The sequence below is a fragment of the Agarivorans sp. OAG1 genome (assembly GCF_037076485.1).
Classification (GTDB): Bacteria; Pseudomonadota; Gammaproteobacteria; order Enterobacterales; family Celerinatantimonadaceae; genus Agarivorans; species Agarivorans albus.
The window spans coordinates 3,488,742-3,515,224 of sequence record NZ_AP028990.1 but is presented as its reverse complement, the minus strand read 5'-3'; the positions used below and the strand labels follow the sequence as shown (position 1 = coordinate 3,515,224).

General features: G+C 44.1%; 32 protein-coding genes and 1 pseudogene. 22 read left to right on the top strand and 11 right to left on the bottom strand.

The window, feature by feature from the left end; genetic code table 11:
* Positions 1 to 71: 71 nt before the first annotated feature.
* From OAG1_RS16080 to OAG1_RS16045, 8 genes are all read left to right on the top strand, one after another.
* Entirely contained in the window at positions 72 to 728 is a 657-nt protein-coding gene (locus OAG1_RS16080; RefSeq protein ID WP_338621982.1) for an outer membrane beta-barrel protein, read from the top strand.
* 455 nt (positions 729 to 1,183) lie between these two features.
* Complete coding sequence (locus OAG1_RS16075; RefSeq protein WP_338621981.1) at positions 1,184 to 2,158, top strand: CsgG/HfaB family protein; 975 nt, start codon at positions 1,184 to 1,186, stop codon at positions 2,156 to 2,158.
* The gene (locus OAG1_RS16070) at positions 2,158 to 2,484 is read left to right on the top strand and encodes a hypothetical protein (RefSeq protein ID WP_338621980.1); all 327 of its coding nucleotides are present in this window, start codon (positions 2,158 to 2,160) and stop codon (positions 2,482 to 2,484) included. Before OAG1_RS16075 ends, OAG1_RS16070 begins: the two co-directional genes overlap by 1 nt.
* Positions 2,484 to 2,852 (top strand): DUF4810 domain-containing protein, encoded by a 369-nt coding sequence (locus OAG1_RS16065; RefSeq protein ID WP_338621979.1) that lies wholly within the window; start codon positions 2,484 to 2,486, stop codon positions 2,850 to 2,852. Before OAG1_RS16070 ends, OAG1_RS16065 begins: the two co-directional genes overlap by 1 nt.
* 1 nt (position 2,853) lies before the next feature.
* On the top strand, positions 2,854 to 3,489 hold the full coding sequence (locus OAG1_RS16060; protein ID WP_016400934.1) for a GNA1162 family protein: 636 nt from the start codon (positions 2,854 to 2,856) through the stop codon (positions 3,487 to 3,489).
* 132 nt (positions 3,490 to 3,621) lie between these two features.
* A complete protein-coding gene (locus OAG1_RS16055) occupies positions 3,622 to 4,488 on the top strand; it encodes a carboxylate/amino acid/amine transporter (RefSeq protein ID WP_338621978.1) in 867 nt (288 codons plus the stop codon).
* A gap of 64 nt (positions 4,489 to 4,552) precedes the next feature.
* Complete coding sequence (locus tag OAG1_RS16050) at positions 4,553 to 5,008, top strand: VF530 family DNA-binding protein (RefSeq protein ID WP_338621977.1); 456 nt, start codon at positions 4,553 to 4,555, stop codon at positions 5,006 to 5,008.
* A 125-nt stretch (positions 5,009 to 5,133) separates the two neighbouring features.
* Complete coding sequence (locus OAG1_RS16045) at positions 5,134 to 5,640, top strand: RNA methyltransferase (RefSeq protein ID WP_338621976.1); 507 nt, start codon at positions 5,134 to 5,136, stop codon at positions 5,638 to 5,640.
* Between the two features lie 46 nt (positions 5,641 to 5,686).
* Here the strand turns inward: OAG1_RS16045 and OAG1_RS16040 are convergent, their stop codons facing one another.
* Complete coding sequence (locus OAG1_RS16040) at positions 5,687 to 6,670, bottom strand: rhodanese-related sulfurtransferase (protein WP_338621975.1); 984 nt, start codon at positions 6,668 to 6,670, stop codon at positions 5,687 to 5,689.
* A gap of 255 nt (positions 6,671 to 6,925) precedes the next feature.
* On the opposite strand from OAG1_RS16040, the gene OAG1_RS16035 reads away from it, so the two are divergent.
* A complete protein-coding gene (locus tag OAG1_RS16035) occupies positions 6,926 to 7,873 on the top strand; it encodes a chemotaxis protein CheV (RefSeq protein ID WP_016400940.1) in 948 nt (315 codons plus the stop codon).
* 51 nt (positions 7,874 to 7,924) lie between these two features.
* On the opposite strand, the gene OAG1_RS16030 is transcribed toward OAG1_RS16035, so the two are convergent.
* The 3 genes from OAG1_RS16030 to OAG1_RS16020 form a co-directional block, all read right to left on the bottom strand.
* A complete protein-coding gene (locus OAG1_RS16030) occupies positions 7,925 to 8,602 on the bottom strand; it encodes a ChrR family anti-sigma-E factor (protein ID WP_338621974.1) in 678 nt (225 codons plus the stop codon).
* Entirely contained in the window at positions 8,595 to 9,173 is a 579-nt protein-coding gene (locus OAG1_RS16025; RefSeq protein ID WP_338621973.1) for a sigma-70 family RNA polymerase sigma factor, read from the bottom strand. The genes OAG1_RS16030 and OAG1_RS16025 overlap by 8 nt, the downstream gene beginning before the upstream one ends.
* 80 nt (positions 9,174 to 9,253) lie before the next feature.
* A complete protein-coding gene (locus OAG1_RS16020) occupies positions 9,254 to 9,868 on the bottom strand; it encodes a hypothetical protein (RefSeq protein ID WP_338621972.1) in 615 nt (204 codons plus the stop codon).
* Between the two features lie 146 nt (positions 9,869 to 10,014).
* Here OAG1_RS16020 and OAG1_RS16015 point away from each other — a divergent pair, with 146 nt between their 5' ends.
* Genes OAG1_RS16015 through OAG1_RS15985 form a run of 7 tightly spaced genes read left to right on the top strand, consistent with a single transcriptional unit; the run spans position 10,015 to position 15,368 of the window.
* Positions 10,015 to 10,455: a nuclear transport factor 2 family protein gene (locus OAG1_RS16015; protein ID WP_016400944.1), complete on the top strand. Its 441-nt coding sequence runs from the start codon at positions 10,015 to 10,017 to the stop codon at positions 10,453 to 10,455.
* The gene (locus OAG1_RS16010; protein WP_338621971.1) at positions 10,452 to 11,174 is read left to right on the top strand and encodes an SDR family NAD(P)-dependent oxidoreductase; all 723 of its coding nucleotides are present in this window, start codon (positions 10,452 to 10,454) and stop codon (positions 11,172 to 11,174) included. Before OAG1_RS16015 ends, OAG1_RS16010 begins: the two co-directional genes overlap by 4 nt.
* Positions 11,175 to 11,179: 5 nt before the next feature.
* Positions 11,180 to 12,433: an FAD-dependent oxidoreductase gene (locus OAG1_RS16005; RefSeq protein ID WP_338621970.1), complete on the top strand. Its 1,254-nt coding sequence runs from the start codon at positions 11,180 to 11,182 to the stop codon at positions 12,431 to 12,433.
* Positions 12,430 to 13,161, top strand: coding sequence for a DUF1365 domain-containing protein (locus OAG1_RS16000; protein WP_338621969.1), 732 nt, complete (start codon positions 12,430 to 12,432; stop codon positions 13,159 to 13,161). The genes OAG1_RS16005 and OAG1_RS16000 overlap by 4 nt, the downstream gene beginning before the upstream one ends.
* 24 nt (positions 13,162 to 13,185) lie before the next feature.
* Positions 13,186 to 14,406, top strand: a complete 1,221-nt coding sequence (locus OAG1_RS15995; RefSeq protein WP_338621968.1) for a cyclopropane-fatty-acyl-phospholipid synthase family protein — start codon at positions 13,186 to 13,188, stop codon at positions 14,404 to 14,406.
* A 4-nt stretch (positions 14,407 to 14,410) separates the two neighbouring features.
* Complete coding sequence (locus tag OAG1_RS15990) at positions 14,411 to 14,884, top strand: DUF2878 family protein (RefSeq protein ID WP_338621967.1); 474 nt, start codon at positions 14,411 to 14,413, stop codon at positions 14,882 to 14,884.
* Entirely contained in the window at positions 14,877 to 15,368 is a 492-nt protein-coding gene (locus tag OAG1_RS15985) for a chalcone isomerase family protein (protein WP_338621966.1), read from the top strand. Before OAG1_RS15990 ends, OAG1_RS15985 begins: the two co-directional genes overlap by 8 nt.
* Before the next feature lie 77 nt (positions 15,369 to 15,445).
* Here OAG1_RS15985 and OAG1_RS15980 read toward each other — a convergent pair whose 3' ends face one another.
* The gene (locus OAG1_RS15980) at positions 15,446 to 16,102 is read right to left on the bottom strand and encodes a DsbA family oxidoreductase (RefSeq protein ID WP_338621965.1); all 657 of its coding nucleotides are present in this window, start codon (positions 16,100 to 16,102) and stop codon (positions 15,446 to 15,448) included.
* A gap of 183 nt (positions 16,103 to 16,285) precedes the next feature.
* Here OAG1_RS15980 and OAG1_RS15975 point away from each other — a divergent pair, with 183 nt between their 5' ends.
* The 4 genes from OAG1_RS15975 (at position 16,286) to OAG1_RS15960 (ending at position 19,381) form a co-directional block, all read left to right on the top strand.
* Positions 16,286 to 17,383, top strand: coding sequence for an alkene reductase (locus tag OAG1_RS15975; RefSeq protein WP_338621964.1), 1,098 nt, complete (start codon positions 16,286 to 16,288; stop codon positions 17,381 to 17,383).
* Positions 17,384 to 17,740: 357 nt separating this feature from the next.
* On the top strand, positions 17,741 to 17,929 hold the full coding sequence (locus OAG1_RS15970; protein WP_338621963.1) for a hypothetical protein: 189 nt from the start codon (positions 17,741 to 17,743) through the stop codon (positions 17,927 to 17,929).
* A gap of 139 nt (positions 17,930 to 18,068) precedes the next feature.
* Entirely contained in the window at positions 18,069 to 18,797 is a 729-nt protein-coding gene (locus tag OAG1_RS15965; protein ID WP_338621962.1) for a hypothetical protein, read from the top strand.
* Between the two features lie 128 nt (positions 18,798 to 18,925).
* On the top strand, positions 18,926 to 19,381 hold the full coding sequence (locus OAG1_RS15960) for a GNAT family N-acetyltransferase (RefSeq protein WP_338621961.1): 456 nt from the start codon (positions 18,926 to 18,928) through the stop codon (positions 19,379 to 19,381).
* Positions 19,382 to 19,477: 96 nt separating this feature from the next.
* Here OAG1_RS15960 and bluB read toward each other — a convergent pair whose 3' ends face one another.
* From bluB to OAG1_RS15930, 6 genes and pseudogenes are all read right to left on the bottom strand, one after another.
* On the bottom strand, positions 19,478 to 20,131 hold the full coding sequence (bluB, locus tag OAG1_RS15955) for a 5,6-dimethylbenzimidazole synthase (RefSeq protein WP_338621960.1): 654 nt from the start codon (positions 20,129 to 20,131) through the stop codon (positions 19,478 to 19,480).
* A 358-nt stretch (positions 20,132 to 20,489) separates the two neighbouring features.
* On the bottom strand, positions 20,490 to 22,406 hold the full coding sequence (locus tag OAG1_RS15950; RefSeq protein WP_338621959.1) for a monovalent cation:proton antiporter-2 (CPA2) family protein: 1,917 nt from the start codon (positions 22,404 to 22,406) through the stop codon (positions 20,490 to 20,492).
* On the bottom strand, positions 22,403 to 23,026 hold the full coding sequence (locus OAG1_RS15945; protein ID WP_016400959.1) for an NAD(P)H-dependent oxidoreductase: 624 nt from the start codon (positions 23,024 to 23,026) through the stop codon (positions 22,403 to 22,405). Before OAG1_RS15945 ends, OAG1_RS15950 begins: the two co-directional genes overlap by 4 nt.
* Positions 23,027 to 23,152: 126 nt before the next feature.
* Positions 23,153 to 23,410: a DUF465 domain-containing protein gene (locus OAG1_RS15940; protein WP_016400960.1), complete on the bottom strand. Its 258-nt coding sequence runs from the start codon at positions 23,408 to 23,410 to the stop codon at positions 23,153 to 23,155.
* A 108-nt stretch (positions 23,411 to 23,518) separates the two neighbouring features.
* Positions 23,519 to 24,457, bottom strand: coding sequence for a lipid kinase YegS (gene yegS, locus OAG1_RS15935; RefSeq protein WP_338621958.1), 939 nt, complete (start codon positions 24,455 to 24,457; stop codon positions 23,519 to 23,521).
* A 118-nt stretch (positions 24,458 to 24,575) separates the two neighbouring features.
* Positions 24,576 to 24,776: pseudogene (locus tag OAG1_RS15930) on the bottom strand (VF530 family protein); the annotation flags it as partial.
* Between the two features lie 313 nt (positions 24,777 to 25,089).
* Here OAG1_RS15930 and OAG1_RS15925 point away from each other — a divergent pair.
* Both OAG1_RS15925 and OAG1_RS15920 read left to right on the top strand, forming a co-directional pair.
* Entirely contained in the window at positions 25,090 to 25,995 is a 906-nt protein-coding gene (locus OAG1_RS15925; protein WP_338621957.1) for a hypothetical protein, read from the top strand.
* Between the two features lie 70 nt (positions 25,996 to 26,065).
* Positions 26,066 to 26,245, top strand: coding sequence for a hypothetical protein (locus tag OAG1_RS15920; RefSeq protein WP_016400965.1), 180 nt, complete (start codon positions 26,066 to 26,068; stop codon positions 26,243 to 26,245).
* Positions 26,246 to 26,483 lie beyond the last annotated feature (238 nt).

Here is a 26,483-nt window from a genome sequence, read left to right as displayed (position 1 = left end):
TTTACTAATTAGAACTGCAAAATGTATCAAATAATAATGTCGCCAATTTACTGAGTTTATTAGGAAACATTATGAAAAATACGTTATTGGCATTAGTAATTGGCGGTTTGACCAGCCATTCTGTATTGGCCAATGAATTTTTCATTGGTGGTGGTGCTGGCTATCAAAATGTGAAAGTTGATGCTTCAGACACACTGCTAAGTAATTATTCGACTGATGCTGGGCGAGCTGCTATCCACGTTCGTGGTGGTGTGTATTTAAGTGAGAACCACCGTGTTACTGCAACGGTAAACTACATGAGCGACGCTACTGTCTATCGCAATGCTTTAGGAGAGTACCCAAGCCATTTTGATTCTAAAGCCCAATTGGCGCAGAACGAATACTTACTTTCGTATGACTATCTTCATCCATTGAGTGAAAACTTCTCTTTATTTGGTGGCGCTACAGTGGGGCTAGTGAATAACAAGGCTAAGTTATCGATTGAACACAAGCCGCAAGATGGTAATCCAAGCTCGCGTTATTCTCATCAATCAAGTAAAACCGATTTTACCTATGGCTTACAGCTTGGCATGCAATACAAGTTAACTGAAAGCCTATCTGTAGATGTTCAGTATCGTCATATGTTTGAGAGTTATTCCGAAGGCTTCACTAGAGAAAGTGGAGAGTCTACATCGCTATCTTTACCTTATAGCAATACTTACACTGTTTCTTTAGATTATCGCTTCTAGGTAATAATCTAATTGCTATTTGCATAGATGATGCAGGTTCTAGGCATTTAGCTTGAGTCGCTACGCTCTTTCACGGCAAGGGATGGTTTCTTTGCCTTGCTGTTGAGAGAGGGGGAAATGGATTTAGTCATTCTTCAATTAAAACGCCTAATGTAGAGCCTCCACTATAGATGAGCAGCTAAGATACTCCCTTACAGAGTCTCATCCTAACTAAAAAGCTGCAAAAAGAATTGGGCTTAAATTGAATCTTTACATGATGTCGATTTTATTAGCCACACTGAAATTCTTTCATATGTAATTTATTTGTTAACAAGTGGGCAGGCTTCGATTTTTGTTCTCAATTTTAGAATTTATTTGTTAAAAATAAAATTATTACTTGTCTTTAGGTGTTTAGTTATTTCTGTTTATTTACTCTGTGGTATATTCTCGAATTACTTAACAAACTGGATGTTTCTATGAAAAGTGTACACTACCGAATAGGTTTACCTGTTATCGGCTTGCTATTTCTTTCTGCATGTTCCACTCAATCTCCGCAAGTTGAATCTAAAGAGAATCAGAATTCTCAACAGCAGCAGCTTGAAGCTCAAAACCAAACTTTGGCTAAGCCTACACAGCCTTTACTTAAAAGGAAAGTGGCATTAGGTCGCATAACTAATGAAACAATTTATGGTAAGAGTTTGCTGAGAGACTCAAAGGGCGATGTGTTAGGTAAGCAAGTAACTGATATGTTGTCAAAGGCTTTAACAGAATCAGGTAGTTATTTGGTATTTGAACGCCCCGACATCGAACGTTTAAAGGATGAAGCAGAACTCACAGGTGAAAGTATTGAATTAATCGGCGTTGATACGCTGATTATTGGCTCTTTAACTGAATTTGGTAGAAAAACAGAGGGCGAGTCGGGGTTCTTATCTTCTACAAAGACTCAAGTTGCTCACGCGAAAGTCGACTTGCGCTTAGTTGATTCGAAAACAGGTCATGTCTATCACTCACTTTCTGGTGCCGGCCAAGCTTCTACCGAATCAGCTTCAGTTGCAGGTTTTGGCTCTAAAGCTTCCTATGATGGAACACTCAATGATTTAGCTATCTCAAATGCAATCTCTGACGCCGTAAATAAATTGACTGCTCAAATTCAAAAAAGGCCTTGGAAAACAGATATTTTAGCGATTGAAGATGGCTTGGTTTATGTCAGCGGCGGTAAAAGCCAGGGGGTTCGTGAGGACATGGAGTTCAGCATTGTTACAAAAGGCAAGGAAATAAAGTCTAAGCAAACAGGGTTCCTAGTAACGCTCCCGGGTAAAAAAATTGGGGCTATTAAAGTTATTCAATTATTCGGAGAAAGCGAAACCAATGAGGGCGCAATAGCAGAGGTCGTTGAAGGCTCGATTGATAATTTAGATATTACTACTGTTGATATCATGGAGATAAAGTAATGATGAAGGCTACCGTATTTGTTTTATTGTTTAGTTTTCTTGGTTTAGCTGGTTGTGTTCAAATGCCTACTACTACGAGCACAACTGTTGACAACCGTCCGCAGTTATCTTTTATTGCTGCGTCGGATAATGTTGTTCTTAGCGAGTATAAAGTGTGGGTTGATGGTTTGGAATCTGGATTGGCTTCCGATTATAAGGCGGACTCTGCAGCACTGCGACTATTGCCGGGTTCCCATGTTATTGAGCTAAAAAGAAATGAAGAGGTGATCCTTAAAGAAAAGATTTACCTAGGTGATGGAGTAACTAAACAGGTGGTTGTTAACTAATGAAGTTTCTTAAACTAGGGGTGATTTTGATTACAACAATTCTTGCTGGCTGCGCATCTACACAAACGACCTTATATGATTGGGGAGGGTATGATGAAGGTATATATGAGTACTACTATGATCCAGTGGAAGCCGCTAATTTTCCTGAGTTGGTTGAAGCTCACATTGTCCAGCTTGAAAGTAATAGTCAAACCCCTGCTCCTGGCCTTTATGCGGAGGTTGGAACGTTTAAATTAAAGACGGGCGATATTGAAAACGCAATTACTTATTATAAAAAAGAAGCTTCGACTTGGCCGGAGAGTAAAGCGTTGATGGATGCTATTGTTCAAAACTTAGAAAGACAAACTGATACAGAAGAGAAAAACTAAAATGTTTAAAAGAATAATTCCATTTGTCATTCTTATTTTCGTTAGTGCTTGTCAAACTACTCCAGAAGTTACACAAGAGTTTGATCTTGGAGACCCAAGTTCGATTTTGATTTTACCTGTAGTAAATCATAGCGTAGATGTAAATGCTCCACTGTCTGTATACAGCTCATTGCCAGTAATGTTAGCTGAGAAAGGTTATTACATATTTCCTATCAATACAGTTAAAACTATATTGGAGTATGAAGGACTATACGAAGCAGAAGAGATCCATCAGTTACCTAGCAATACTATTGCTGAAATGTTTGATGCTGACAGTGTTTTGTATGTAACCATCAATCAGTGGGATACGACTTACTTGTTGCTTGCTAGCACCACCATTGTTGATATTTCCTATGAAATTAGAGGGCGTCAAGGAGAGGTTCTTTGGCAAGCAGATAAGCATATGGAATATACACCACAAAACTCTTCTACAGGAAACGCTTTAGCTGACCTAATAGGTGCAGTGATTACGGCGAGCATAAATAGAGCCGCGCCTGATTACATGCCTTTAACTCGAACCGCCAATTATCAGGTTTTTTATTCTGACGCAGCTACATACTTACCTAGTGGTCCCTATTTAGTTGATGTAGCAAAGTAGTATATTTGCAAGGTCTATAAGCGACTAGTTCGCTATATACCTAATATGAATCTTTAAAAAGCTATTGATATCGATGGTTTAATTTCGTTCTGAGATATGCTCTAGCTTTTGTTCCCTACTCAAAGAACATCTATGCAGTATTTATTGTCGATAACCCTATTGTGGGCTTTTTCTTTTAGTTTAATTGGCGTGTATTTAGCTGGCCAAGTAGACGCTTGGTTTTCGGTGTTAATGAGAGTTGCACTGGCAACACTGGTCTTTCTGCCGTTTTTGAAACCTAAACAAGTTAGCCGGAGCTTAGCTTTAAAATTAATGTTGGTGGGGGCTATTCAATTAGGCTGCATGTATGGCTTTTATTATCAGTCATTCTTATTCTTGTCGGTTCCTGAAGTATTGCTGTTTACAGTGATGACTCCCATTTACGTCACCTTGGTGAATGATGCTTTTGAGCGACGTTTTAATTGGCAGTTTTTATTAAGTGCTTTTATCGCTACTTTAGGTGCGGTGGCGATCCGTTATGAAGGGATAGACCAAGGTTTTGTGACTGGTTTTTTATTGGTGCAAGGCGCCAACTTATGTTTTGCTACCGGCCAAGTTGCTTACAAACGGATCATGGCTAATGAGCCTAAGCACTTAGCCCAGCAAACCGTGTTTGCTTGGTTTTTTGTAGGTGCTTTGGTAGTGGCTGTGATTGCCTATTTGGCGATGGGTAATTCAGAGCGCTTGCCAACTACAGCAACCCAGTGGGGAGTGTTGGTGTATTTGGGTACAATAGCCTCTGGCTTGGGATACTTTGCTTGGAACAAAGGCGCTACCTTAGTCAATATTGGTGCATTAGCCGTTGCTAATAACTTACTTATCCCAGCGGGCATTGCGGTAAATCTGTTGATTTGGAATCATGATGCCGACATTATGCGCTTAAGCATTGGTGCTGCCATTATATTAGCTGCACTGGCGATTAATGAGCGTTGGGCAAAGCGAAGAATGACTAAGGTCTAAAAGCGGCTGGCATAGCTTTGCTACAATCACTGTTTAATTCAAGCGCTAAATATTGGAAAACTTGATGAAAGATTTGCAACAAAACAACCCCTTGCACGGCTTAAAGCTGGAAGTGCTGCTCGATGAAATTGTTGAGCATTACGGCTGGGAAACCTTAGCGTTTGCCTTGAATATGAATTGCTTTCGCAATAACCCAAATACTAAGTCTTGCCTTAAGTTTCTGCGTAAAACTGACTGGGCTCGCGAAAAGGTAGAGAGTTTTTATCTCTATCGTTTTAAGCATTTACCGCGTCCCGATGATGTTCAATATGCACTGCCGCCTCGCGACCGTTTAGTGCCCTTAGATCAAAAGCCTCGCGCACCAGTAGTGATAGATATTACTGCCAAGCCTCAAGTGCAAAACAAGCCTAAGCCAAAAGCGAGACCTAGCCGTCCGGCTAAAGCTCGTAGCGCAAAACCTAAAGCTGAGAAATCTAATCAGATTGATAGTGCAGACCCATGGGCTAATTCGCCTAAATAAGCTGTTCTCAGGCTAATTAGTTTGCTCTAGTGAGTGGGGCGAGGCAGTAAATTCAGTTACAATTTCGCCTCGTTGATTTTGCTGTAATTAATACTGCGCTCTTCTTATAGGTTTTATCGATAAATATGTCTCAAAAGTTTGTTCAAATTGGATTAGTTAACCCTAAAAGCCCTAGCAATGTGGGTTCGGTAATGCGTGCCGCTGGGTGTTTTGGCGCTAATGCCGTGTATTACACCGGCCAGCGTTATGCACGTGCAGCCCGCTTTAATACCGATACTAAAAACCAAAGTTTGAACATACCGCTAACCGGCGTTGATGAGCTTGCTGAGCAAGCTGGCGATCAGGTAAAACTAGTGTGTATAGAGTTAGCCGAAGGGGCTACGCCTTTACCGGAGTTTGTTCACCCAGAGCAGGCTTTATATGTGTTTGGTCCCGAAGATGGCTCAATTAGCCAAGCGTTAGTCGATAAAGCTGATGAGGTGGTTTATGTTCCCACCAAAGGCTGTTTGAACTTGGCCGCCACGGTGAATGTGGTGCTCTACGATCGCTTAGCAAAATCAGATAAAGCTAGCGGTGGCGAAGCACTTATTCGTAGCAGCCGCGATGTGAACAACCGCTTAAAGGCTAAGTGATTAAGTCAGGCTTGTTAGTTGATAGCTAACAAGCCCCAGCTACTCACTATTTTTTGTCGGCTCGTTGCGCTTGGCGCAGTTGCAGCTTTTGCTCTCGGCGCTGTTGGCTATGTTCTGCTGCTTCCATCCCCACATGTTGCTCACCACGCTGCTTAGCTAGGCGAACTTGTTTTTCACGTTCTCTAAAACGCATTTTTTGCTCATCGCTTAGCTTGTCATGGCAGTGCGGGCAGCTAACGCCTTGTTCAAATTTGGCGCTTTGCTTATCACTGGGTGAAATGGGCATTCTACAACCGCTGCATAGTTTGTAGTCACCTGGTTGTAATTGATGATCAACTGTTACGCGTTCATCAAATACAAAGCAGTCACCTTGCCATAAGGAGTTCTCTTCAGGCACTTCTTCTAGGTATTTTAGAATGCCACCCTCTAAGTGATAGACCTCTTCAAAACCTTGCTCTTTTAAATAAGCGGTGGATTTTTCACAGCGAATGCCGCCAGTGCAAAACATTGCTACTTTTTTGTGTTTTCCTGGGTCTAGCTCTTCAGCGACATAGTCTGGGAATTCGCGAAAGGTATCGGTATGTGGATTAACCGCATGCTTAAAACTACCCAGTTGAATTTCGTAGTCGTTGCGGGTATCAACCACCATCACTTCTGGATCAGCAATTAAGGCGTTCCAGTCTTCAGGTTTAACGTAAGAGCCAACCACATGGTTTGGGTCTATACCCTCCACACCCATGGTTACAATCTCTTTTTTGAGCTTAACCCGAGAGCGGTTAAAGGGCTGCTGCTCGCTGTACGAGCGTTTGTCGGTAAGTTGGCTTAATCGACTGTCGCTTTTAAGCCAAGCCAACACCGTGCTTATGCCAGTGTCTGGACCGGCAATGGTGCCATTTATGCCTTCTTCAGCCAGTAATAATGTGCCTCGCACCTGTTGTTGTTTCATTAACGCTAACAATGGATCTTGAAGCTCTTTATAATTATCTAGGCGAACAAATTTATAAAGGGCGCAAATAGTTATTTCTTTCATAGACTTAGCTTCCTGCCTTTTGGGGCGTAATCCCAGAGCATGATTTTTAAAGAAGGCCATTGTAATGAAAATGCTAAAAGATGCAGCAATCTTGTGGTGCTTTGTTGAGCTTTTGTTGTGAGCTTTTTCCAGAAAAACAGCTAAAATTGTGTTCTAGCCCGCTAAATCAAGTCTCTACAGCTACTTGCGTTTTTGCTCAGTGGTATGAGATGTCTATAATGAAGTAATTATCTAACATGGAATAGGTTGAGTAGTATGTCTAGTGTTTTAGCCACAGTGGATCAACGTACCAAACTTGTCGGCGAGAACCGTTTAGAACTGTTGATTTTTAAACTCAACTCTATGCAGTTGTTTGCGATAAATGTATTTAAAGTTAAAGAGGTAGTTAAGTTACCTCGCATGAACAAACTACCGGGTTCTCACTCACATATTAGTGGGGTAGTAACCATTCGTGGTCATTCCATTCCGGTTATTGATTTACGTGCTGCGGTAAAAATGCCACCGGCCAAAGAAGAAGCCAAAGTCGACTGTAACCTAATCATCACTGAGTATAATCGCAGCGTGCAAGGTTTCATGGTGGGCGAAGTAATGCATATTGTGAATACATCTTGGAAAGACATTTTACCTCCACCAAGCTCGGTGGGACGCAGTAACTACCTCACCGCAATCACCCGTATCGAGCATGAAGAAGCCAGCCGAATTGTAGAAATTATTGACGTAGAGAAAGTGCTGGCAGAAATCGTTAGTTACAACATCGCAATTTCAGACGAAGCCTTAGACGAAGAAGTCTCACATCTGCTTAATGGTAAACGAGTATTGGTCGTTGACGATTCTTCAACCGCCCGCGGTCAAGTAAAAGCCACTCTAGGCCAGCTCGGCATGGAGATTATAGAAGCTGAGAATGGGCTACAGGCCTTGAACATGCTAAAAGCTTGGGCCGATGAAGGTAAATCAGTTTACGATGAAATCTTACTAATGATTACCGATGCCGAAATGCCAGAGATGGATGGTTATCGCTTAACCGCAGAAGTACGTGGTGATGAGCGCATGAGCGAACTGTTTATAGCCTTAAATACCTCACTTAGTGGCAGCTTTAACGACGCCATGGTGGAAAAGGTGGGCTGTAATCGCTTTATCTCTAAGTTCCAGCCAGACTTGTTAGTAGACGTAGTGCAGCAGCGAATGCGCGAATCGTTAAAATAACAGCCAATAAAAAACCAGCCATTAGGCTGGTTTTTTGTTTTCTAGCATTCTTTATTTAAAGAACAGTTGGCTAAATGGATTGAGTAGCGATGCTAAGCCTGAGGTGAAATGCAAAGGTGCATCCAACAAGGTTAAGCATAAGCAATCTTGGTTAGCGGCCGTTCGCGGCGTATGTTTGTTTTGCGCATCTTGAATGATGAAGTCACCCGGTACGTAGGTTCCAGCGTCATCAATGAAGGTGCCTGCCAGTACCAAGGTTATTTCTTGCCCCTGGTGTGTATGCTCTGGCAGTGCGCTGTCTTGATCCATGTAAATGAAGTTCATTTTACTGTCACTTACTGCATCCACTCGAGCACGTTGAATTTTACCCGGTAAACGACCCCAAGGACCAATATGTTGCGGGTGAGCTTGCAAGGCTCGGGGCATTGGGAAACGCTTATTGCCAAGGGTGATTTCTTGCTGCAAGGCGGACTGAGGGCTTTCAATCACGCTGTCAGGGCTTTGCTGCATAATCATCGCTAACATCGAATCGAGTTCGCTGTTCATGGCTTCGGGCTGGGCTTGCTCAAGTTGAGTGGCCATCTTTTGCTCAGCAGCCTCTACGCGGCGGCGGCATTCTGGGCAGTATTCTAAGTGAGCACTAACCATAATGCTCATGGCTGGGTCCAGTTGACCGGCGGCGTAAAGTTCAAGGCTTTCATCAGCCGGATGAAATTGAATGTTAGTCATCCAATGCCTCCTTCATTTTTTTCAGCGCTAATCTTAGGCGACTTTTTACAGTGCCAAGCGGTAGGTTTAATATTTCAGACACTTGCTGTTGTGATTCACCGTGTAAGTAAACCCGCCTTACGATATCTGCTTGTTCTTCTGGCAACTTAGCAACTAAGTGTTTTAGCTCGTTGGTCACCAACTCTTGGTCTTCGGTCGACACTTTATCAGCGTCTTCTTCTTCACTAAGAATCGGCCATAAGTCATCGCCTTGCACCCAACTCTGCTGATGCTTGCCTTTTCGCATCAAATCAAACTTTACGTTTCTTGATACCGAAAATATCCAAGTCATTGCATTACCTTTGGACGAATCGTAAAGACCCGCTTTAAGCCAAAGTTTAAGCATGGTTTCTTGAACCATTTCTAGGGCAAGAGATTCATCAACAAATTGCTTCCTAGCCAAATTCAATAAACGTGGTGCTACTTGGCGGAACAATAAGTCATAACTTTTACGACATTGCTCACTGGCAATGTTTGCCAACAACAAAGCGATATCATCGTCGTTATTGGGCTGAGCTACTTGACTAGCCATAGGTGATTTGGGTCCACCGATTTTTGATACTGAACTGTGTATTTCCATATTGCCAAAATCGTTTGCGGATTGATAACAAGTTAACGAGCAAGGTGTGTAAAACGATCACTTTGTCGCAAAATAAATCCTAAATAACGAATACACAAAGAAGCAGAGGGTGATTTAAGCAAGCGCTGTTTGGTGCAAATGGGCAGCGGTAGCAGCTCTAGCCAACGCCAGCAAAGGTTTTTTACTTGCTCGCTTTGCACGCTTTGTTCTAAGTTGGCGGTTTGTAATTCTGGGTACTGTAAGTTGATGTTAGCCAAAGCGCTTTGCAGTGCTGCAGTGTTCTTTTGTACGGAGGTGTTGGGCCAAAGCTCAATTTTGTCGGCGCAAAGGGTAGGCGATACCCAAATAGAAGAAAACCCCGGTTTGCTCGACGTTACTTTACCCCAATGCAGAACTTTAAATTCCACTTCAATTTGTGCTTTGCTTAACCAATCAATATGGCTGACTTGGGCAAAACTCACTAAGTCGTTAGCTTGTACCGCACTATTTCCATCACTGTCTTGAAAGGCCAGCCAAACCCCACCGGCTTTTTCAGCAGCACGCAAACTGGCGATAAAAACCACGCCTTGCCCCTTCATCCGTGCAAAGCGCTGCGGCATAAAGTGCTCACGAGATATCATTAATGGAAAACAACAACTACTGCTCAAGTAAATATTCCTAGAAATGGATGGTTTGTCTTATATAACGCTAAAAGTTGCCAAAAGGATGAATGATCTTTCTTAATTTATCTGACGTACTATGATTAACGACAATAGAAACAAATGCTTAGATTTGTTTGGTAAAGGAAAATTGAATGAGTATCACGGCATCTGCACCGCATATTGTTAAGCAACTAGAGCAGTTTTACAGTGAGCTAGGTATGGCGCAGGTTGAGCGCCTCTCTGATATTTATGCCGACGATATCGAGTTTATCGACCCTCTGCATCATCTTCATGGCTTACAAGATTTACGAAGCTATTTTGAACATCTTTTACAAAATACCAGCCAATGCCATTTTGAGTTTCACTCTCGGCTAATTGCAGAAGGTGAATTTAGCCTTACTTGGCAAATGCAGTTTGCTCATCCCAAATTAGGTAACGGACGTATTTTGTCGCTAGATGGCATAAGCCACCTTAAGTTTAACGACAAAATTTATTACCACCGTGATTACTATGATGTAAGCGCGATGCTGCATGACCATATTCCGGTAATTGGTTGGCTATCCAAAAAGCTTAAAAATGGGCTAGCACAATGAATATTCTAATCACTGGTGCAAGTTCCGGCATTGGCAAGCAGTTGGCGCTTGATTACCAAAAGCTAGGCCATTCGGTGTGGGGGCAGGGGCGTAACCAACAGCGTTTGCAGGAGCTAGCCGAACAAGGCATCACGCCGCTTCAAGTAGAACTTGGCGAGCTAGAACAGGTGCGCAGTAGCTTTGCCGATTTGCCAGCAATGGACCTCATTGTGTTGTGTGCCGGCAATTGTGAATACTTAGACCCTCAGCGTTTCGACGCCAAACTGTTTGAGCGAGTGTGGCAAAGCAATGTGCTTACCATCGCTAATTGCTTAGATGCCCTATGGGGTAACCTAAAGCCCGGCTCTCAACTGGCGTTAGTTGGTAGCCTTGCTCATTTACTGCCCTTTAGCCAAGCTGGCGCTTATGGCAGTAGCAAAGCCGCGGTGTATTATTTAACTCAAGCCCTAGGCACCGATTTGGGTGACAAACAGGTGAGTGTTCATTGTATTCAACCAGGATTTGTTAAAACCCCGCTTACCGACAAAAACAACTTTGCTATGCCCAGTATTATTAGCCCCGAGCAAGCTAGTCAAGCAATCATCAAAGGCCTCAACAAAGGTAAAACTGTGATTAACTTCCCTAGCTTATTCAGCGGCTTTCTGCACATACTCAATTGCTTGCCATATCGCTGGCAGCAAAATATCTGTCGCCGTTTAGCTCACAAGGAAGGAGCATAGATAGAATGAAAATCGCCATTATAGGTGCCGGCATCTCCGGCATGACCTGTGCGCACTTATTAAAAGAGCAGCATGACGTAACGCTATTAGAACAAAATGACTACTTAGGTGGCCACACCGCCACTAACCAAGTCACTATAGAGGGCAAAGAGCATGCAGTAGACACTGGCTTTATTGTGTTTAATGACCGCACTTATCCTCTGTTTAATAAGTTGTTAGCCAAGTTGGGCATTCAAGCTCAAGAAACTGAAATGAGCTTTAGTGTGGTAAACCCCGAGCTCAACTTGCAGTATAACGGCCACGATTTAAATACACTGTTTGCCCAACGCAGCAACTTACTCAAACCCAGCTTTTATAAGTTTATCAATGAAATACTGCGGTTTAATAAGCTAGCTAAAGCAGCGGTAGACATCGATACCGCGGTAAGCCTCGGCCAGTTTTTAGAGCAGCATCGCTTCTCGCGCATGTTTCAAGAGAACTACTTATTGCCAATGGGCGCGGCCATTTGGTCTTCTTCGTTAAACGGCATTATGCATTTTCCGATGCAGTTTTTTGCTCGCTTTTTTGTGAATCACGGTTTGTTAGACGTAGCCAACCGGCCGCAATGGTATGTCATCCCCGGTGGCTCAAAACAATACATTAAGCCGCTGTTAGCGGGCTTAGATGAGCAGATCCGTTTGAATAGCCAAGTGAGTAGCATTCACCGAGATGATACTGGCGTTAAGGTTACAACCAGCGATGGCTGGCAATGGCAGGGTGATGCGGTAATTTTTGCTTGTCATAGTGACCAAGCTTTGTCGGCATTAGGCGCTCAGGCCAGTGATGACGAGCGTTCGGTACTGGGCAAACTCAAGTATCAAAATAACGAAGTAATTCTGCATACCGACGAGCGCTTGTTGCCAAGCATTCATCGTGCGCGAGCCAGTTGGAATTACCTATTACCACCTAGTGGTGATAGAGGCGACCGCCTAGCCAGTGTTACCTACGACATGAACCGTTTGCAGGGCCTAAGCGATGCGCCGCAGTTTTGCGTTACCCTAAATCCCCTAGAGCCGATAGCCGAAGATAAAGTGATTAAGCGCTTTAATTACATGCATCCGGTGTTTTCTATAGATGGCCATCAAGCCCAACAACAACGCGACGATATTTGTGGGCACAACAACAGCTATTTTTGTGGCGCTTATTGGCACAACGGTTTTCACGAAGATGGCGTGCGCTCGGCTGTGGAGGTGTGTCGTAAGTTTGGAGTGGACTTATGAGCATAGAGCACTCCGCTATCGCCTTTGGCGATACCTTTCATCAACGCTTTGTGCCGCGCAAACACGGCTTTAATTATCGGCTGTATTACGCCTGGATTGATTTGGCCGAAGAACAAACCGTGCAGCAAGAGCTGCAAAGCTTTGGGCGTGTTTTACCTTGGTTTCGCTTAAAAGCGGGCGACTACTTAGGCAGCGAACAAGGCACTATCCGTGATAAAGCCTTGCGCGCTCAGCAGCGTTTTCAGCCCGACTACCAAGCCAAGCAAGTGGTCTTGCTTGGTCAACTGCGCTGCTTAGGTTGGTACTTTAGCCCGGTTAACTTTGTGCTCTATGGCGACGGCGATAAGTTTGATTATATGCTGGCTGAAGTCACCAATACTCCTTGGAAAGAAAAGCACCAATATTGGCTGGATTTAAACGAGTTAAAAGATCACGACAAAACCTTTCATGTTTCCCCTTTTAATCCCATGGACATGCGTTATCACTGGCAAGTAAAGCTAGTGCAACAACAGGTGAATATTGTGATTAATTGCTGGCGCGAACAGAAAGAATTTAGTGCTGGCATAAATTTAATTAAGCAGCCGTTAAACTCTTCTAGTCTTCGCCGCGTAATAAGTTCATACCCTTTAATGACTCTCAAGGTTGTTACAGGAATTTACTGGCAAGCATTGAAGCTATGGATGAAAAAAGTGCCTTTTTATGGTCATCCAGCCAGTGCTAAAAAATAATTAAAATTGCCCTAAGGAAAAACTATGGCTACTGCAAAATCGCTTTCTTCTGCTTCAGTTTCCAGTGGTTTAGATTGGACCCGCCACCTTGTATTAAAAACCTTTGACGGTTTAAAAGGCGGCGCCATTTTAATGAGTCAAGCAGGTTACGAGTCAGTTCATTTAGGTGAAGCAGACCACCCCGAAACCGTTGAAGTTCATATCCTCGATTCTCAAGTTTTTTCTCGTATTTTAAAAGGCGGTAGCATTGCCGCGGGCGAAACCTACATGGAAGGGTTGTGGCGCTGTTCTAATCTGCACCGCTTACTGCAGCTTTTGGCCGACAACCAAGACCACCTAGATTGCTTAGATAGAAAACTGCACTGGTTTACCGATGCGTGGTTTAAAGTGCAGCACTTCTTTCGCCGCAACAATAAACGCCAAGCGAAAAAGAACATTCTGGCTCACTACGATCTTGGCAACGATTTTTATCAATCGTTTCTTGACCCGCAAATGCAGTATTCATCAGCCATTTTTGGCGGCCAAGACATTACCTTAGCCGAGGCGCAAGACAACAAACTTAAGCGCATATGCGAGCAGCTAAAGCTTGAGTCGGGTGATCACCTTTTAGAGATTGGCACCGGGTGGGGTGGGTTGGCAATGTATGCGGCCAGCCACTATGGTTGCAAGGTAACCACGACTACCATTTCCGACAAACAGCACGCCTATGTGGTGGACAAGGTAGCTGAGCGTAAGCTGAGTCACTTAGTGACTGTGCTAAATAAAGACTACCGCGATTTAGAAGGCCAGTATGACAAACTGGTCTCTATCGAAATGATCGAAGCAGTAGGCGAGAAATTTTTACCGGGTTTTGCCGAGCTATGTGCTAATAGGTTAAAGGCCGGAGGTTTAATGCTTATTCAAGCCATTACCATTGATGATCGCCGCTTTTCGGCCTATCGTAAAAGTGTCGACTTTATTCAGCAGTATGTATTTCCTGGTGGCTTCTTGCCTTCGCCATCGCTGCTCAAACAGCTATTTTCCAAGCAAGGCTTACAATCTCTACAGCGACTAGAGATAGGTATCGACTACGCCGAAACCCTGCAGCACTGGCATCAGCGGGTGCAGCAGCAACACAATAATAACCAACGCTTCGGCTTCGACGAGCAGTTCTACCGCCTATGGCATTTCTACTTTGCTTACTGCGAAGCAGGTTTTAGAAGCCATAACATTGGTACCGAGCAACTTACTTTGGTTAAGGCCTAAGCTCATGCAATGGCCGGTATTGCTGCTATTTAAACTTAACTGGTTAGCGGCCTTCTTTTGGGGGCAGCAAGCGGTGATGTTTATGGCGCTGGGGTTAATCGGCTTAGTGGCCTTGCAAGTTCGCCGTTACCAATGGGCGGTGCTTATTCCCTGTGCCATGCTCAGCGTGGTTGGCGTTATTTTAGATTTCAGTTTGGTAAAAATGGGCGTGCTGAGCTTTAGCTCGTCCAATTTACCGCTGTTTATGATGTTGCTTTGGGCAAGCTTTGCCTTGTTATTGCCAAGCCTAGCCAGTTTCCCCAAACCCTTCATGCCCTTATTTGTGGCGGTAATGGGCCCGGTGTCTTACTACCTAGCCAGTTTAGCGCAGGTATTTGCGATACAGCCCGATGCAATATTAGGTCTGCTTATTCTGTTCCCCTTGTGGGCGGCCTTTGCTTACTTAGCTAATTCGCTATTGGAGAAACGCTATGTTTAAAGCCATGGCATTAGCCAGTATTTTATTGGCGTTTTCTAGCCAAGCAGAAACACAAATGCAGCTGGTGGGTAACGCCAAACTGCAAGTATTGTTTTGGCCCATTTACACGGTTAGCTTGCACAGCCCAGATGGGCGTTACCAGCAAAATCGTTACCCAATGGAACTCACCATTGATTACCTACGCAAAATAAAACGCGGTAAGTTGCTAGAAGCAACCGAGGACGAATGGCAGCGCCTAGGGGTATGCGAGCAAGCACCTTGTGAACAATGGTTAGCAGAGCTTTCACAACTTTGGCCTGATTTAAAAAAAGGCGACCAATTAAAGCTGGTCGCCGAGTCAGCTAATCAAGGTCAGTTTTACTTAAATGGTAAGCTGCTAGGTTCGTTAGAAGATAAGTTATTTAGCCAACACTTCTTGGGTATTTGGCTATCCGAAGACAGCCGATTCCCTAAACAGCAACGTAAACTGATTGGCGCTAACTAAGTCTAACTAGCTTTTTCTAGGCATTTGATTATCTGAAGACAGCCGCTTCCTTAAGCTGCAAAGAAAGTTGGTGGGCGCTAACTAGCGCTGTTGGTACACTCGTTAATTACCTGTAGTAAGGTTTCCACAGGCTGCGCGCCAGACAATAAGTAACGATTATTAAAGATAAAAGCTGGCACCGCTCTAATGTTCTGATTTTGCCACTGCTGCTGGCTGTCTCTTACCGCTTCAACATACATTTCATCTACCAACACTCGCTCGGCTAAATCTCGGCCTAGGCCAATGCTTTCAACCACATCTAACAAGGTATTGCGGTTTGAAGGATCTTTAGCTTGGCTAAAGTAAGCATCAAACAATGCCAGTTTTAATTCGGTTTGTTTGCCGTAAGGCTGTGCCCAATGCAGCAGTTGATGAGCTTCAAAAGTGTTGTAGATACGAGAATCAGGGCTGAATTTAAAACTAAAGCCAAGTTCATCACCCAAGCTTTTTAGTTGTTCTCTAACCGCTTCACTTTGCTCAAGGGTACTACCGTATTTCTCTTGAATATGCTCACGTAAGTTTTGCCCCTCGCTTGGCATGTTCGGATTTAGCTCAAAGGGGTGCCATTCAATATGTGGGCGAATACTCTCGTCAACTTGGGACAGTGCTTGTTGCAAGCGTAAGTAACCCACAATGCACCAAGGGCAGACCACATCCGACACAATATCGATGCGCAAAGAAATACCAGCAGACATAAGCAACCCCTTCATTAAACCAGCTTAGAGTATGCGGAGTTGCCGAGAAATTGGCAACCATCGCGCTAAATTGGGCGCTCAGCTTCTTTGCCGCCAGTGCAACATTAATTTGTTGTTTTTGATCTAAATAGATAACTGAGCAGTTGCTATTATGCTGTTAGCAAATGACTAGGAACCTCACTAATGACCACATCATTGTTTGACACAATAAAGCTTGGTACCCACACCCTAAATAATCGCATCGTTATGCCACCTATGACTCGCTCTCGTGCTACTCAGCCTGGCGATGTAGCAAATCAAATGATGGCCAGCTATTACGCACAACGTGCCAGCGCTGGTTTAATCGTTTCCGAAGGCACTCAAATCTCGCCAATGGGTAAAGGCTACGCTTGGACACCGGGCATTTATAGCGAAGAACAAATTGCTGGCTGGAAACAAGTCACCGATGCTGTTCACGCCAAAGGCGGCACTATGTTCGCTCAGCTCTGGCATGTAGGGCGAGTGACCCACCCAGACAATATTAACGGTGAGCAGCCAATTTCATCTTCTGCTATTAAAGCTGAAAATGTAAAAGTGTTTATTGATAACGGTAGCGACGAACCTGGTTTTGTAGACGTAGCCACCCCGCGTGAAATGACTCAGCAAGACATTGATGAAGTTATTCAGCAGTTCCGCCAAGCAGCGCTTAATGCCATTGCCGCAGGCTTTGATGGCATCGAGCTTCACGCCGCCAACGGTTACTTGATTAACCAGTTTATCGATTCAGAGTCTAACCAACGCAGCGACAAATACGGCGGTAGCTTAACCAACCGTCTGCGCTTTTTAGATGAAGTAGTTGCTGCCATGGTAGACGCCATTGGCGCCGAGCGAGTAGGCGTGCGCTTAGCTCCGCTCACGACTTTAAATGGCACCGTAGACGCCAAGCCGGAAGAAACCTACACCGCCGCGGCTGCGCTGCTAAATAAACACAATATCGTGTACTTGCACATCGCCGAAGTAGACTGGGACGACGCGCCAGAAACGCCAAAAGCCTTTAAACAAGCACTGCGTGATGCCTTTAAAGGTGTACTTATTTACGCTGGCCGTTACAAAGCCGACAGCGCCCAACAAGCTATTGAAGAAGGCCTCGCCGACATGATTGGTTTTGGCCGCCCCTTTGTAGCAAACCCCGATTTACCCGCACGATTACAACACGGTTACCCGCTGGCCGAACACGATCCATACAGCCTGTTTGGCGGTGGCGAAAAAGGCCTAACGGATTACCCAAGTTATAAGGCCTAGTTGCTAGGGTTTTGGTATAGGAGCCAGTGGGCAAGGTAATTGTTCACTGGCTTTTTTGTTTGCACTTCTAATGAGGCAACTTAAATTTGTCCTATCAATGAAGTTGAATGTTCCGCCTCCAAGATCTTGCCATCGCTCCCAAGCTTCCTACTTAGTGGGTAAATGAAAAGTGAGCTAACTCAAGTAAAGGGTATCTTGTTGATTAAATAGTTATTTGCAGTGTGTTGTTACTATATGATTAAACGATGTTTTTCTAGCAACAGTGGGTGCCTGAGGGGCGCAGATTACTAGCCTTTAGGCTAGCCCTGGTTTGTTTGGTCACAGTAATTAAATGTTATATTTTTATATGGAAATACTATGCAAATTATATTCTTTATTATTGGCGTTTTACTTTACCTTTTTGGGGGTGTTGTTTTTTCTGGGGCGAAAAGTTCGGTTCATGAAACAGTAAGTTTACTAATTTTTTTAAACGGTACTTTATTTGTTATTGGCGCGGGTATCATTGACGCCATAAGTAAAAGTAATAAACGAGAAAAAAGCAGCTAATTGAGTTCCTCCTGCTGGTTTGGTGACCTTAAGCATACCGTTGAAGCGATTTGCTAAAGAGAGGCTCAATGATTATCAAGTTGATCTAGCCTACCGCTGACTCGTCGGCAGATTGAGGCGTTAATATTAAGGGCATCCATTGAAATCCGAAATACTAAAATATTTTCAAGAAAACATTGAGTATCTAGAAGGGTGTGATGGTGGCGGCCTGTCATTTTCGTTGCCAAAATTTGATTTGCGTCCTAAGAACTTTCTGACATTTTCTGAGCTGGATCTCAATGGAGAGCACTCCCTGCATAGCCTAGTTAATGCTACGGGTAATCTGAAAAGAGCAATGGACTGTGAGCTTGATACACTTATGTCTGTTCTTGGGCTTGATGATCTTTATAGAAAAAAGCGTTTGGGAGTGGATAAAAAACTCGGATTTTTAGAGCGTTCAGGCGTGTTTAAGGCAAGCTCATTGGATAGGATAAACAAGCTAAGAAATAGACTTGAACATCATTACGAAACTCCGAGTATTGAGGATGTTCAAGTGTACTTTGATTTGGTGACTGCTTTTATTTCTATAGGGGATTCTTTTCTATACAAGCTTAGAAGCATAAGTGAGGTTAACTTTAGCTACCTTGATTACAACCATTATGCTGTTAAGTCTTCAATTAGTTTAAGGCCAACTAAGGTAGACCTTGTTATATATAATATCGAGAAAGAAATAGTTAACGAATTTGTTGTCAAAATTGACTCTAATTCAACGGTTGATGATCTATATGATTTTTCATATTTGTTGAAGGTCAATCAGCTGCTCGGAGACTTTTACCATAAGAACATGTCTAGGAATGAGTTTGTTGACTTTTTGGGGGGTGAAATTTAACAAACAAAATTAGTCGGAATGGTTATATTAAGAAGAATAAATGGAGTAAGAATCAAATTATATCAATTGATTTGCTCTACTCGTTTTATAGTTAGGCTTGATAAATAATTTGTTAAAGGCATCGTTAAATGCACATCACCATTTCTGAAGTTACAGTTGCCGACTTAAACTCCATTGTCGAGTTAGGTATCGCCATCAATGAAGCCGATGTTATTCCTCACTTAAGCGAGCAAGGCAAACAAGCCATGAGGAGTGCTCGGCGCCAAGATATGAGTGCCGTTGCCGATAAAACGCTTTATCAAGCCTTAAAAGCAGAGCTCAATGGCAAACTAGTGGCTTATGTCGCGTGGCGAGAAGGCCATTACATTGCACAGTTATACGTGGATAGTGCTTACCAACGCTCGGGAGTTGGGCGGCAATTGTTAACAGCAGTTAAACATCGAGTAAGTGCTAGGACTATAAAGCTAAAAGCATCATGTAATTCTCTGGGCTTCTACAAAAAACTTGGCTTTGTTGAAACTGCTGACCCTCAGTGTAGAAATGGTATTAGCTTTGTTCCTATGGCGTTGGAGTTGCCTGAATAACACGGAATCAAAACCCCCGCGATGTTTCACGTTAGCTTATAAAGCTCTTATCATTTACCCCCGTGCTACTTATTTGTATTGTGCCAGTTACCTCGTTTACTTAGTTTTATCTGACCATTGCTCGTGATGAACCAGCTGGTTTAAGTTCTCTCGCTCTAGCCAGCCAAATTGCTCCAGTTCTGGTTTGTCTTCAAAGCCGGATACATAGCCGATGCACAGGTAGCCAATAATTTCTAAACGCTCTGGAATGTTAAGGGCAGAGCGAAGAACCTCGTCGTGAATAATGCTTACCCAGCCTAGGCCAAGGTTTTCGGCGCGGGCGGCCAGCCACATGTTTTGAATAGCACACACGGTGCTGTATAAGTCCATCTCTGGCTTTATGGTGCGGCCAATTACCACTGGGCCGTTGCGTTCTCTATCGCAGGTAACACAAATGCCCAAGGGCGCTTCTAAAATGCCTTCAAGTTTAAAGCTTTGGTAGGTCTCGCGTTTATCATCAGCAAACTGTTTAGCAGACTCTTCGCTGGCGGCTTGGTAGCCCTGTTTAATCGCTTGTTTGGTTTGCTGTTTACTTACCAAAATAAAATCCCAAGGCTGACTAAAACCTACGCTGGGCGCGTGATGAGCAGCGGCTAGAATACGTTGAATAACGTCGTCGTTAATTGGGGTGCTTAAGAAGTCTTTACGCACATCGCGGCGGGAGTAGATGACTTTATACAGGGCGTCTCGTTCAGCTTGGTTGATATGCATACAGCGCTTAATATCAAAAATTTGCCCTATTAAGCCTTAAGCGCAGATTGACTGCAACGCCTAGCAGCCAGCTTTTACCTGTTTGTATTAGGGGCTGTTGATCTTTGCTGATGGTTTTTGCAGCAATTTATTAGCCATTTAGGCAAGGCAGTGAGTGTGCAGTTAAGTGGGCTTAATAATCACTCGCTAACGCTGAATTAATGGCTAATAAATGCTGCCCGAAGGGTTCGGATAAGCGAACTTTACTCTTTGTTAAGCACTTCTTGCTTAGCCCACTAGGCTTCTAAGTGCTCGCCGCGATTAAAGCCCGCTTATCTCGAACAAAATTTCAACACCAAAGATCAACAGACCCTAATGACTATTGCTTAAAGTCGTCTTGATAGCTTTTAGGTGGCGGTGTCCAGCCGCGTTCGGTAAGCGAGTGACCGTCGCTGCGATCTTTGCTCATGGCTTTGCCTAGTAACTCTTCTAACTGCAAAAACAGTTCGCGGTAGTCGTTGCTAAAGCGGTTGTCTTCGTTACCCGCTAACCAAGTTTGGTAGAGCTTTTCTTTATTGTCTTTTTCTATTTGGTCAAAAGCGGCTTTAAGCTGTTCAGACTTAAAGGGATGAAAGCCCAATTCGTTAAGTGCTCGGCCACCCATTTCTAGTGCAGAATAGTAGGCCTCGGTAATTATGTGATCGGCACCTAAGCTGCGCAGTTCGTAAGCATGGCCGCGGTCAAACGCCCGCACCATTAAGCGCACATGCGGGTGCGCGTGTTTTACGTATTTAACGATGTCGCGCACCTTTTCTTTATCATCGATGGTGACCACCATAAGCTTGGCTTCTTCTATTCCTGCTGTATGCAGTAGGTCCGGTTGGGTAGCATCGCCAAAGTAGCTTTTAATGTTAATTTTACGCATTAATTCTACTTGGCCCGCTTGGTGATCGAGCACCACAGTTTTAATGCCGTTGGCCACTAAAAAGCGGTTGATAATTTGCCCAAAACGACCAATGCCCGCCACGATTACCGTGCCTTTTTCATCAATTTCATCGGGTTCTTGGTGGTTCTCGGAGCGTTCGTAACGTGGCAAAATGACTTTGTCATAGAGTATGAACAGGCTCGGTGTTAAGAACATTGAGAAGGCCACAACTAAGGACAGGATTTGTGATAAGTCATGCGGAATAACATGGTTTTGCACGGTGTAGTTAAGCAGTACAAAGCCAAATTCACCGGCTTGAGCCAAGCTAAGGGCAAACAGCCAGCGGTCGCTGTTTTTAATCTTAAAGATAATCGCTAGAACAAATAAAATAGTGGCTTTGATTAGCATAATGGCTAAAGCCATGGCGATAACTTTACCCCAGTGCAATTGCAATACGCCAAAGTCGACACCAGCACCCACTGTGATAAAGAACAAGCCTAACAGCAGCCCTTTAAAAGGCTCGATGGTGGATTCTAATTCATGCCTAAATTCACTGTTGGCGAGTACCACGCCAGCTAAGAATGCGCCTAAGGCAGGCGATAAACCTACCAAGCCCATTAGTGCGGCGATACCAATAACCAGCATTAAAGTGGCGGCGGTAAATATTTCGCGAAGCCCAGAGCTAGCAACGTAACGGAACAGTGGGCGACTAAGGAAATGGCCACCAACCACTAAAGCTACAATGGCCACAACCACCACAATGGCGTAAGCCCAACCAGGCAGGTGGGCCACTAGGTTTAAGCTATCGCCGTGTTCTGCGGCTGCTTCACCCAGTTTTTCGGATAAGGCCACGAGCTCTGGCAAAGCTAGCAAAGGAATAAGTGCCAACATGGGGATTACTGCAATATCTTGGAAAAGCAATACCGAGAAGGAAGAGCGCCCTCCATCGGTTTTACCTAAACCTTTTTCGTTAAAGGTTTGCAGCACAATGGCGGTAGAGGAGAGCGAGAATATTAAACCAACCGCTAAAGCGACCGACCACTGCAACCCAAAAGCTAAGCAGGCTAACATCACCACCAAGGTGGTGATGCCTACTTGCAAGCCACCAAGGCCAATGAGTTTATGGCGCATGTTCCAGAGCATTCTAGGCTCTAGTTCTAGGCCTACCACAAATAACATCATCACTACGCCAAACTCGGCGAAGTGTTGAATAGTGGCGGTTTCGGCGCCTACCAAACCAATCACAGGGCCAATAATTACCCCAGCAATTAAGTAGCCCAGCACCGAGCCTAAACCTAAACGCTTGGCCAATGGCACGGCCAGCACGGCGGCAATTAAGTAAACAAAGGCTTGTAAGAAGTAACCGGTCATAGCAACTCCTTAATAAGGTCAATATTTTGCACATCTAGCTTGGCTAAGCCTGCTGCAAGTTCAAAATCGAGTTGGTTGTTTACTAATGCGTTAAGTAGCTGAGTCCAATCTTCTAAATGCTTTTTGTCGCGACTTTCTTCGGCCGCGGTACGAGAGCTAAATAGGGTGAAAGGTGCTAGGTAGCGCATACCGATGAGTGAGGCAGTTTGCTCTAATGGATGCAGTAATTCACGAATAGTAAAATGGTTATAACCCTCTTTTCTATAAGCCGCTTCTGCACCACCTGCGGTTATGGCGCAAAGCAAGGTTTTACCATGCAGCATGGTGCCGTCGTGCCCATAAGCAAAGCCATATTCCAGCACCAAGTCTTGCCATTCTTTTAAGATGGCTGGGGTGGAGTACCAATAGAGCGGAAACTGCATAATCACAATATCGTGCGCGAGCAAGCGTTGTTGCTCTTTGTCTACGTCGATTCGAAAAGTAGGATACTCGCGATATAAATCAATGGCGGTTACACCATCTATTTTACTGGCAAGCTTGAACATAGGCTTATTAATTTCGGAGCGATCTTGCGACGGGTGCGCAAATAGCAGTAATACTTTATTTTTCTGCTTTGGCATTGGTAATTCCTTTTAGCCTTGCATGACAAGCGACAATAAAAACTAGTTCCAATATAGGTAGTTTTAGCAACAAGGTTCAAGTAAAAGCGAATAAAATTAACTTATTAGCTTTACTCTTTTAAGCCACTATTCTGCAGTTGCTGTATTGGCTTGTGACAAAATGCTAAAGATTTGCTGCTTGAGTTGAACGCGTTGTAGCTTCATTTGCATGAAGTATTGGTCTTCTGCGGGAACTTGCGTGGCTTCTAAGCCGCGTATTTTATGGTCGAGTTGATGGTAGCGCTTAGCCAGCGAATTAAAATCGCTGTCTGCTACTTTAAGTTGATGAATTCTCTCCCGATGTTCCGGAAACTCGAAAATAAGCGCGTGGTTTTCACCTAACATGTTTGCCTCGTTAGCTTGCTGGCCTACCTTTCAGCTTAGTCGAAACTCGTTAAGCTAGGGCAGTTAAGCAAGCCTTAGAGGCTAAAAATTTCGTTGTTGGTCTGCCCTTTAAGGCATTAAACAAGGACAAGAGTCGGCCACTATTAGCGGCAAAGCATTGGGAACAACGTCAAAGCGCGCGTGGCTAAATTTATGCGGTTCGCCGTCGAGGTTGGTGGGAATAAACTGTTCAGATTTTGTTTCTAACCAAGGCGTTTGCCAAGACACTACATAGTCGGCATTTATTTGTTCGTCATTACCAAAGGCTGATGCTTCTTGCAGCACTTGGCTTAGCGCGGTAGCGGGGAAATCGCGAACTAAACAAATGTCCATTAAACCATCGTTTAGGTAGGCATTTGGCCCCAATACTTGGCCTCCGCCAGCCTGCTTACCATTACATAAGGCGCCAATGATGATACCGCCAGAAAACTGTTTGTCGGGGCTATTTATCTCGCCGATATAAGGTTTAAAGTTTAGCGCTTGCACAATGCCAGAGAGGGTATAAGCGCCACCCCCTAAAAAGTTTTTAAGCTCAACCGGGGTTTCTGCGGTGATTTGGGCGCCAAAACCTGCGGTGAGCACGTTCATAAAATAGAATTTTTGCTGATTTTCTAAATCGGTCGCTTGGATTACATCAACCGCTTTGGCGTTATTTGATAAAGCAAACTCTAGCGCTGCTAAGGCGGTATCGGGGATTTGGCAGGCAGTGGCAAAGTCATTGGCTGTGCCAAGGGGCAATACGCCAAGGCTTGGGCGTTGCTCTGCGGGATATTGCATAAGCGCAGATACAACTTCTTGCACCGAGCCATCACCACCACCTATAACTAGTTTTTTGTCTGGTGAATTCCAACCTTGCCGGTGGGCCTCGGCGACTAAACGTTCAACGTCTCCACCTTCCCAGGTGACTCGTACCTGAATGTCGTGCCCTTGCTTGCGCAGTTGCTGCACGGCTTCGCGTATCTCGGGCAGGTGAGCTTTCTTTCCGTTGAGTATTAGTCGAAGTTCCACGTTTAGCCTCTATTTAGTAATCAGCAACTTAGCTGCTTTATTACTATATGCTCGATTTGCATCGCTCGCTAGCGACAAGGTGTTGAGCGGTGTTAAAAACTTATGCTAAGCCTTTCATTCGTAGGTATAAACGTTCTACTTTGTCGCGTGCCCACTGCGTTTTACGCAAAAACTTAAGGCTAGATTTAATGCTTGGGTCGTGGGTGAAACAGCGAATGGTAATGCGCGCGCCTAGTTCTTCCCAACCATAAAATTCAACCAGTTCTTCGAGAATACTTTGGAGAGTTTTGCCGTGCAGGGGATTGTTTACTTGGGTCATGTTGAAGCCTATTGTTTTCTTACCGAGTAATTGTATCAGCTTCAATTAGTCACAGCTAAAGCTATTATACCAATCGTACTAAGTACCTGTTCATTCTATCTGGTTAAAATACTCGATAATAGCGTTTGAATTTTAGGCTGTAGAATAACTATTTATCGAAAAATCCTGCCTTATTCTCGAGCATTTTTCCTGCGTTATTTCTGATCACTTACTTAGCGTGATTGGTATTAATGGTTTTGCCGCGGTTTACGCAGACTAGGCGCTAGAGATAGGTTATGGTTGTGCGAGAAGAATCAACGGGAAAATGGCTTAAATGGAAGGTTTTTTACGCTTTGTTCGAATACTCACTGCCTTGGGTTTGTTTGCACTAGCCGCAGCGATTGTATTTTTTACCTTAGAGCTTCGCCAAGTGCGGACCCAATTACCGAGCATGTTAGAGCAGGTGGATAGTACTGCTCAGCGGGTTGACCCAATTGTGGCGCAAATCGCAGAGCTTCAAACCTTTATTCCGCAAATTATTGAGCAGAGTGAAGGTTACCAAGAATTGATCCCCGAGGTATTAAGCCGAGTTGATGACATCAACGCTCAACTGCCTTTAATCATTGATGAAGTTGCCGCAATTAGCCAAGCCATTGAACCGGTATTAGAGCAAACAGAAGCGTGGCGCGAAGAACTGCCGGGGATCCTCAAGCGAGTGGATGAAACCAACACTACGGTGCGTGGAACCAATAAAGAGATTGCTAAAGTGGTGCCACAAGTGCCGCTTATTTTGGCAGAGAGCGAGGCCTTGAGGATTGAAATCCCCGAAATGATTGCCAGTGCCGATGATTTAGTGAGCAAAGCCGAAGATGCAGGTAAAGAAGCCAGCAAAGGTTTAGTGACAGGGTTTGTCGGTGGAATACTAACCTCTCCGTTTAATCTAATTGGCAGGATTGGCGACAGTACTACAGAGCGTTTAGGCCTTAAGAGCACCGACAGCATTACTGATGAAGATCGAGATGAATACGAAAAGGCCATGAAGAAGCTGATGAAGCAGCCAAAACAAGGTGCTAAGGAGCAATGGAGTAATCGCAAGTCTGGCAACAGTGGAGTGATTACCATTAAAGCCTTGGCGATGCAGGGTGGGGTGCCGTGCTATCAGTTTGTTAGCGATTTTGTCATTGCCGAAGGTGAAGATAAAGGCGAGCACCAACTCACAACAGAAGCTTGTGATAACTAAATAGCAAATTTTACTAAAGAAAAACTCAGTATTGCCGCTATAGGCTTGATGTCCAGGAATAGGAGGTAGAATGGAAATCAGTGGAGCAAGCACTTCGCAATCAATGGAAGTGATTTCAGCCAAGCTGGCGAAAAGTCAGCAAGAGCAAGACGGTAAAGCGGTGCAAGAATTAGTGGCCGCAGCTGACGTACCAGAAGCCGCACCTGCGACTAGAGCTGGACTAGGCGAAAATATAAATATAAAAGTGTAAATAGACTAAGCCGCATTTGCGGCTTATTTTTTATCTGCGTCTTCAACGCTTAAGTTGTCATACATAAAGCCTTATCTCCCTAGTAGACTACCCTGTAAATATCGAACTTCCAAAAATCGTAGACCTCCTCTTTGTTAGGTAGCGGGTAAATTGAAGTGCTGGTATCACTACTACAATCATCACGGTGCTTGACTCAAGCAAAATAGGGCGCATCATTTTTGGTGAAATCGCCTACTAT

Excerpts from the sequence above, each read along its gene's own strand:
- OAG1_RS16080 (WP_338621982.1), top strand. The coding sequence starts at position 72 with ATGAAAAATACGTTATTGGCATTAGTAATTGGCGGTTTGACCAGCCAT.
- OAG1_RS16075 (WP_338621981.1), top strand. The coding sequence starts at position 1,184 with ATGAAAAGTGTACACTACCGAATAGGTTTACCTGTTATCGGCTTGCTA.
- OAG1_RS16070 (WP_338621980.1), top strand. The coding sequence starts at position 2,158 with ATGATGAAGGCTACCGTATTTGTTTTATTGTTTAGTTTTCTTGGTTTA.
- OAG1_RS16065 (WP_338621979.1), top strand. The coding sequence starts at position 2,484 with ATGAAGTTTCTTAAACTAGGGGTGATTTTGATTACAACAATTCTTGCT.
- OAG1_RS16060 (WP_016400934.1), top strand. The coding sequence starts at position 2,854 with ATGTTTAAAAGAATAATTCCATTTGTCATTCTTATTTTCGTTAGTGCT.
- OAG1_RS16055 (WP_338621978.1), top strand. The coding sequence starts at position 3,622 with ATGCAGTATTTATTGTCGATAACCCTATTGTGGGCTTTTTCTTTTAGT.
- OAG1_RS16050 (WP_338621977.1), top strand. The coding sequence starts at position 4,553 with ATGAAAGATTTGCAACAAAACAACCCCTTGCACGGCTTAAAGCTGGAA.
- OAG1_RS16045 (WP_338621976.1), top strand. The coding sequence starts at position 5,134 with ATGTCTCAAAAGTTTGTTCAAATTGGATTAGTTAACCCTAAAAGCCCT.
- OAG1_RS16040 (WP_338621975.1), bottom strand. The coding sequence starts at position 6,670 with ATGAAAGAAATAACTATTTGCGCCCTTTATAAATTTGTTCGCCTAGAT.
- OAG1_RS16035 (WP_016400940.1), top strand. The coding sequence starts at position 6,926 with ATGTCTAGTGTTTTAGCCACAGTGGATCAACGTACCAAACTTGTCGGC.
- OAG1_RS16030 (WP_338621974.1), bottom strand. The coding sequence starts at position 8,602 with ATGACTAACATTCAATTTCATCCGGCTGATGAAAGCCTTGAACTTTAC.
- OAG1_RS16025 (WP_338621973.1), bottom strand. The coding sequence starts at position 9,173 with ATGGCTAGTCAAGTAGCTCAGCCCAATAACGACGATGATATCGCTTTG.
- OAG1_RS16015 (WP_016400944.1), top strand. The coding sequence starts at position 10,015 with ATGAGTATCACGGCATCTGCACCGCATATTGTTAAGCAACTAGAGCAG.
- OAG1_RS16010 (WP_338621971.1), top strand. The coding sequence starts at position 10,452 with ATGAATATTCTAATCACTGGTGCAAGTTCCGGCATTGGCAAGCAGTTG.
- OAG1_RS16005 (WP_338621970.1), top strand. The coding sequence starts at position 11,180 with ATGAAAATCGCCATTATAGGTGCCGGCATCTCCGGCATGACCTGTGCG.
- OAG1_RS16000 (WP_338621969.1), top strand. The coding sequence starts at position 12,430 with ATGAGCATAGAGCACTCCGCTATCGCCTTTGGCGATACCTTTCATCAA.
- OAG1_RS15995 (WP_338621968.1), top strand. The coding sequence starts at position 13,186 with ATGGCTACTGCAAAATCGCTTTCTTCTGCTTCAGTTTCCAGTGGTTTA.
- OAG1_RS15990 (WP_338621967.1), top strand. The coding sequence starts at position 14,411 with ATGCAATGGCCGGTATTGCTGCTATTTAAACTTAACTGGTTAGCGGCC.
- OAG1_RS15985 (WP_338621966.1), top strand. The coding sequence starts at position 14,877 with ATGTTTAAAGCCATGGCATTAGCCAGTATTTTATTGGCGTTTTCTAGC.
- OAG1_RS15980 (WP_338621965.1), bottom strand. The coding sequence starts at position 16,102 with ATGTCTGCTGGTATTTCTTTGCGCATCGATATTGTGTCGGATGTGGTC.
- OAG1_RS15975 (WP_338621964.1), top strand. The coding sequence starts at position 16,286 with ATGACCACATCATTGTTTGACACAATAAAGCTTGGTACCCACACCCTA.
- OAG1_RS15970 (WP_338621963.1), top strand. The coding sequence starts at position 17,741 with ATGCAAATTATATTCTTTATTATTGGCGTTTTACTTTACCTTTTTGGG.
- OAG1_RS15960 (WP_338621961.1), top strand. The coding sequence starts at position 18,926 with ATGCACATCACCATTTCTGAAGTTACAGTTGCCGACTTAAACTCCATT.
- bluB (WP_338621960.1), bottom strand. The coding sequence starts at position 20,131 with ATGCATATCAACCAAGCTGAACGAGACGCCCTGTATAAAGTCATCTAC.
- OAG1_RS15950 (WP_338621959.1), bottom strand. The coding sequence starts at position 22,406 with ATGACCGGTTACTTCTTACAAGCCTTTGTTTACTTAATTGCCGCCGTG.
- OAG1_RS15945 (WP_016400959.1), bottom strand. The coding sequence starts at position 23,026 with ATGCCAAAGCAGAAAAATAAAGTATTACTGCTATTTGCGCACCCGTCG.
- OAG1_RS15940 (WP_016400960.1), bottom strand. The coding sequence starts at position 23,410 with ATGTTAGGTGAAAACCACGCGCTTATTTTCGAGTTTCCGGAACATCGG.
- OAG1_RS15925 (WP_338621957.1), top strand. The coding sequence starts at position 25,090 with ATGGAAGGTTTTTTACGCTTTGTTCGAATACTCACTGCCTTGGGTTTG.
- OAG1_RS15920 (WP_016400965.1), top strand. The coding sequence starts at position 26,066 with ATGGAAATCAGTGGAGCAAGCACTTCGCAATCAATGGAAGTGATTTCA.